The organism is Candidatus Hydrogenedentota bacterium (assembly GCA_012523015.1).
Taxonomy (GTDB): Bacteria; Hydrogenedentota; Hydrogenedentia; order Hydrogenedentales; family CAITNO01; genus JAAYBJ01.
Window position 1 is genome coordinate 1 of sequence record JAAYJI010000340.1, and the last position, 5846, is coordinate 5846.

Genomic DNA, 5846 nt, shown 5'->3' on the forward strand with positions numbered 1-5846 from the left:
GCCTTTTCATCGTTGGTGTCCAAGGCGACGGCGCAGGCTTGTCCGAGACGGTGAACCCCTTTAAAAAATCCTACAAACTCAAAGGCGACGGTGATCCCATAATCCTCACGGCCGATGCGCATTAATTCGCTGTACATTTCAGCGCCCCGTTTCAAATCGAAGTCTTCCCGATCCGGGCCGGGTATGGCGGCAACATGGATGGAGCCAACATCGGCGGCACGGCGCATCCGCTCCCGCGTCTCTGGTAAAGAGTGCTCAAAGGCTTCCGCCGTGGCGGGCATGGCGTTCCACAATCCGATGATGTTCGGCACATAGAGCCCCATGTCTTTAATGCGCTTGTTCAGTTCTTTCAGGTCTCCCCCCTCTTCTTCATACTTTTCCAGTTCATCAATCCACGGCTCGATCCCGTCCCAGCCTGCATCGGCAGTCACGCGCAATTTTTCTTCAAACGCGGCAGGGCGGATCGTACTGGTATTCATTACCAAGGGCCACGGGCTTAAGCCCTCTTGGTATGATTTTGCCGGCTTGGGCTGCCCTTGGGCGCTAAACGCCACACTTGAAACAGCGGCTCCTGTCATACCGGACACTAAAAATTTTCTGCGGCTAAAAGAAGAAGAAGACATGGTTTTACTCCTTATCATGGTTACATTATGACTCTGTTATAGGTCGCGCCTGTCACGGTATACCGCCCTTGGAACAACAAGAATATTCGGTACGGGCGTCTTTCGGTTTATGCCGATACCGCTGGGCGCCGCAGCATGCGCTGTGCATGCCGCACTAAGCCGGCGTTTTCCGAAGCCTGTTCTTCCATCAGCAGCCGGGAACGGGCATAAACGCGGGGCAACAGCTTGGAATCGTCTTTCCAAGGACACAAGTCTGCAGTCCTTGGGCTAAACCAAAGCTTATCGTTGCAGCCGTGCACCGAGCCGTCACTGCCGCGCAGACTCAGACTCGGCCCCTCCATGGCTAAGGTAGTGGTAACAATTTCCACGGTCAACCCTTGTCCGTCCGACAAGGTACTTAAACAGGTATCATCGGTGTTGAGGCTATCACGTAGGAACAGCCTATCCTGTCGTCCATCAGGGCGCTGCAAGAAGGCTATGGATTGAAAAAAGGCGATCTGCTCCGCGTGCAGCGTCTTCAGCTGCTCTTGATCCACCGCCGCGGCCAGGCTGTATCCCTGTCTCAAGTTTCCACATCTGCCTATCAACTCGGCAAAAAGATCCGACTGCCTTGAATCGGTCGTCCAGGACTTGCCCAACATCAAACAGGCAATGCTGCCTGTGGTCAGAACAAACTCACGACGGGACAATGGTACACCCTCAATCATGGCGGCTCTCCGAATACTTTGGTTCTTTGGTCAAGAATAACTATACTGTACCTTGAATGAAGTGGGAATCCCAAATTTCCTGCCGGAAATCATCGAGAATGTATTTACCAATCAATTTGATCTAAGCCAATAAAATAACGCATTATTTTCCAACTATGAAACATTTCATCCGCACTTATATCCCGACCTTGGTCAGCGCTGTTCTGCTCGCTTGGTCTTTCCCAAGCTACCATTTCTATTTTTTGGCGTGGATCGCGCTGGTACCGCTTTTATTACGAACCGCCCCATTAAAGCCCGCTCAGGCTGCGCTGCATTTTTATATCTGCGGGCATCTGTTCCATACCTTGACTTTGCAATGGCTCATTGCAAATATTTTTTGGGCAGGCGGTTGGGCGATCATCGGGCAGCAAGGGCTCTGTATCATTCTCTCCTTGTTCTGGGCACTGACTGGCTTTCTTTGGAGTCTTGCCCATAGCCGTTCGCAGCGATTGGGCGGCGCTTTATGTTTCGCCGGTTTATGGGCCGGTATGGAACTGCTCCAATCCATGGCGTTCACAGGATTCGGTTGGTGTGCCTTAGGCTATACGCAAGGTGCCAACTTATTCATCGCTCAGTGGGCCGCACTCGGCGGCGTAATGCTCCTCTCTTTTCTTATCGTTTGGGTCAATGCTTGTTTGGCGCTCAGCATAGGCAGCGCTGAATTACGCATCAGGCGCTTGGTCACCGTCGCTGTGTTGGCACTGTGTATCCCCGCCGTCGGATACTTTCTATTAGGCGAAGCCGATGACTCGAGCATGCCCTTACGTGCCTGTGTGGTGCAACCGAACTTTTCCCAAGAAATGAAGTGGGATCCCGCCTACGATTACGAAATGCTGCAGCGTACCGCGCAAATGACGCGTATTTTTACGGCGAATTATCCCGTTGATCTCATCGTGTGGCCGGAAGCGCTGGTCATACGCAACTTTGAAAGTCCTCTTTTTTTGGACACCCTCGCCCTGACCGCAAAAGACTGTCAAGCCGCTATTTTGTCCGGCGTGGTGCGGGAAGATTATAGCTCCGGTAAAAATTACAACACGGCTGCACTCATCAAGCCTGATGGGAAAATCGGAGGTTATTACGACAAAGTGCGGCTGGCAGCCTTTGGAGAATATATCCCCTTTGAGAAATATCTGCCCTTTTTGAAAGACATCGCCTTTGGCGGTGTAGATGCCGGTGAAAAGCAATTGCTTCTGCCCGTTGATAAACGGCAGCTCGGTCCCTTGATTTGCTTTGAAGTGCTTTTCGCGCCCATGGCCGAAGAGCTGCGCAGAATGGGAGCCGATACGCTCGTGGTCATGACGAATCTCGCGTGGTTCGGCAGATCCAATGCCATCGCCCAAGAATTGGAAATCGCGCGTATGCGCGCCATCGAAACACGGCTGCCCTTGATCCACAGCACGAATACGGGCATTTCCGGCGTCTTTGATCCGTACGGCCGCTTCTCCGTAGTGCGCCACACCATTTCCAGCAGCAATGTAGTGCAAGATTGGGGCGCCGCCACCAAACCGCATCATGTTATGATGCGCCGTTATATCGGCAATTTCGCGGTGCCTGCGCCTGCGCTGCAGCCCATCCCCCGCGGTGCGGCTATTGTCCCTTGGCTCCTCCCTCTCGTGGGACTCCTCCTCTTCTTTTTCACGTTTTTTGAAAGATCCTTAAGTCAGGCATTGTCAGGCGCCTATGCCTTGCCCGAGGAAGTGCCGCCCAAGAAAGCCACGGCAAAAGCAAAGGCAAAAGCAGCGCCTAAAAAAAGTGCCGCTTCTAAGAAAAGCGCCAGTGCAAAATCAGGAGCGAAAAGTCCGGCAAAACCTCGGCAGCGCAAAACAAAAGCAGCAGATACAGATCCTGATTCGGAATAATCTAAGGAGCAGCCTTCATGAAGTCTGCTTTTTATTGAGCGCTCCTGTTTTATCTTTTGACAGCAATACACTGCCCCTGTCCTCGTGTCACGGCCCGTTCCGAGATATTTCTATATAAAAAGAAAACCCCCGCCCTATATTCGGGCAGGGGTCTTTAAAAGATAAGGGCGGATTAAAAAGCGACGGTAGTTCCGGGAATGGCGGGTTCACGTTTGGGCATGTCTCCCCATTCGAGGCTTTCCGGCATGAGACTCAATTCAGAATTAAAGGCCTCGTCCCATGTCACGGTCTTCCCGGAATAGGCTGCCATGCGACCCATGATAGAGATCATATGGCTGCTGCACATGTATTCGCCGTTGTTAAAGGGATTATCCGTACGTATAGCTTCAAAGAAGGCGGTCAATTCATTCTGATACATATCATCCGGTCCCTTGCGCTCATGTTGCCAGGATTCGCCGGCATAGGTATTGATGACGTGCTCTTGCAGCGAGCTGCGCCCCAATGTTCCCACGACGATATCGGAAACGTTGGTGGAACAATCCACCCATTGCCTGCAGGAGCTGAAGCATTTCGCACCGTTTTCCCATTCAAATACAGTATTAAAATGATCGTAGACATTTCCGTATTCTTCGCCGGTACGCTGCACACGGCCGCCGCTTGAGGTTGCCTTGACAGGCGGCACATCCTGCATGACCCACATGGTTTTGTCCAGGCTGTGGATATGCTGTTCGGAAATGTGGTCGCCCGACAGCCAATCGTAATATAGCCAGTTGCGCAGCTGATATTCGAGATCCGACCACTCAGGCTGGCGCTCTTTTAACCAGAGTCCGCCCGTGTTATACACGCTTTCGATGGTTAAAATATCGCCAATCATCCCGTCGTGAATGCGTTGGAGGGTGTCTTGTTTGGCGAACTCGTAGCGGTAACATAAACCGGAGACGATAGTAAGGTTTTTCTCCGCTGCTTTCCGACAGGATTCCAGAACGCTGCGGATACCGGGCGCATCAACAGCAACGGGCTTTTCTGCGAAGACATGTTTTCCTGCAGCAACAGCCGCTTCAATGTGGGCAGGCCTGAATGCGGGCGGCGCAGCCATTACGATAACGTCACAGCATTCGATGACTTTTAGATAGCCGTCAAGTCCGGAGAAACACCGTTCAGGCGTGACGACTACATTATCTTTTGCACGGTATTTTTTGAATTTGGCTAGGCAGGCTTCCATCTGATCGGCGAAGGGGTCTGCCAGAGCGTAGAGTTTCACGGCCCGATCTGCGAGCAAGGCGTTTTGCGCAGCGCCGCTTCCCCGCGAACCGCAGCCAATGAGGCCCAGACGCAGTTCGGGGCCCTTTGTAGCGGCGAAAGCCCGTGAATGGGCGGCGGTCAGCGCCACTCCTGCCAATGCCATGCCGGTACCTTTCATGAATTCCCTTCTTGTTTTATGGGAAGGGCTGACAACTTTCTTTCCTGTACGCTCGTCCATGATGATTATCCTTTCTCTGAGTCCGATTCGTTTTGGAATTTTGAGTCCTTCAAAATAGTTGCTGTGAAACATTCACTGTCTTTCACAGCTATTGAATTCAATTGTGCTGTGCTTGCGTGCGCTGGCTGCCGCGACATCGGAGGCGACGCGCCCCACAAGAGCCGAGGGGTTAAGAAAAGCACGACTCCGTCATCTCCTCAAACCAACTCTGATTATACCCCAAAGAAAGGGGTCTTTGTCCTTTCCCCTCCGACGCACAGAAGGAAGAGAGGAAAGATGATGTTTTTGGTCAGGGGTTGACAACCCGTTCGCCGATAGCTGCCAGACGCTCTTCGAGGGAAGCAAGGGGCGGCAATTGGTTTTCCGGTTGATCCAAATAAAAAAATACGGCAGCGCAGACATCGTCGCGTCGATAATAGTTGGTCCATCCGTAGGGAACGCCCGGATCATCAAGCGTCTTAGGGGTATCCCCTTCCAAGAGCGGTACAAAGCCGCCGTCGGAGCCGACGGATACAGGCAGAATCTCAACCCCCTTCTCCAGCATCTCTTTGACAAATTCCTGCATGGCTCCGCCTATCTGTTGGAGGGTCACTCGTATCTCTTGATGAAAATAGACGGGGTCAGGCACATGGTAGCGGTAGAAGGCGTAATACTTATTCACATCGTCTATCAATAATGATCCCTCATATTGGTGGGCATATTCGCCTTGGAAATAAGCGGTCCCCACATAGTCTTCTGTGCCCGTGCCGACGAGGGTCGGGAATTCCTGATCACCGTCTAAATAGATTTTTACTTCGCCTTCACCCCACCACCCCACATTATCAGGATGCCCGATAATGCCGATATGAGTTCCCAGATAACGGCCGCGTCCCTGAATCTTCGGCAGTATCTCAAAATCCTGTGTCAGCTGCGTGTACCGTTCCCGCCGCCACGAAGCATGAAAATAGAGACTGCTTTCGGGCAGCTCCGTTTTACTGTAATTCACATCAAAGAAAAACTGCTGCAGTTCTTCAGAGGATTCATTGGTCAAGGTCATTCGTGCATGGGTTTTAAAGGGCATGTCAATGGTAAAGGAAAAAGAACGTCCCTCGGCACTGGAGAAGAGTGCGTTTTCAAAGGCTTTCACCTCACCATGGAC

General features: G+C 52.0%; 5 protein-coding genes. 1 reads left to right on the plus strand and 4 read right to left on the minus strand.

Annotated elements, in window-relative coordinates; all coding sequences use genetic code 11:
* Both GX117_14680 and GX117_14685 read right to left on the minus strand, forming a co-directional pair.
* Positions 1 to 623 (minus strand): sugar phosphate isomerase/epimerase (locus GX117_14680; protein NLO34572.1); only part of this gene is annotated, 623 nt, incomplete at its 3' end.
* Between the two features lie 107 nt (positions 624 to 730).
* Positions 731 to 1330, minus strand: coding sequence for a hypothetical protein (locus tag GX117_14685; GenBank protein ID NLO34573.1), 600 nt, complete (start codon positions 1328 to 1330; stop codon positions 731 to 733).
* Between the two features lie 155 nt (positions 1331 to 1485).
* On the opposite strand from GX117_14685, the gene lnt reads away from it, so the two are divergent.
* The gene (gene lnt, locus GX117_14690; protein NLO34574.1) at positions 1486 to 3228 is read left to right on the plus strand and encodes an apolipoprotein N-acyltransferase; all 1743 of its coding nucleotides are present in this window, start codon (positions 1486 to 1488) and stop codon (positions 3226 to 3228) included.
* 172 nt (positions 3229 to 3400) lie between these two features.
* Here the strand turns inward: lnt and GX117_14695 are convergent, their stop codons facing one another.
* Both GX117_14695 and GX117_14700 read right to left on the minus strand, forming a co-directional pair.
* Positions 3401 to 4708 carry a Gfo/Idh/MocA family oxidoreductase gene (locus tag GX117_14695; protein ID NLO34575.1) on the minus strand — a complete coding sequence of 436 codons (1308 nt, stop codon included), beginning with the start codon at positions 4706 to 4708 and terminating at the stop codon, positions 3401 to 3403.
* A 289-nt stretch (positions 4709 to 4997) separates the two neighbouring features.
* Positions 4998 to 5846, minus strand: an 849-nt coding sequence (locus GX117_14700) for a DUF2961 domain-containing protein (GenBank protein NLO34576.1), incomplete at its 5' end; no start/stop codon positions are given.

Bases quoted from the DNA above. Each gene is read 5' to 3' on its own strand.
- GX117_14685 (NLO34573.1), bottom strand. From the start codon at position 1,330: ATGATTGAGGGTGTACCATTGTCCCGTCGTGAGTTTGTTCTGACCACA.
- lnt (NLO34574.1), top strand. From the start codon at position 1,486: ATGAAACATTTCATCCGCACTTATATCCCGACCTTGGTCAGCGCTGTT.
- GX117_14695 (NLO34575.1), bottom strand. From the start codon at position 4,708: ATGGACGAGCGTACAGGAAAGAAAGTTGTCAGCCCTTCCCATAAAACA.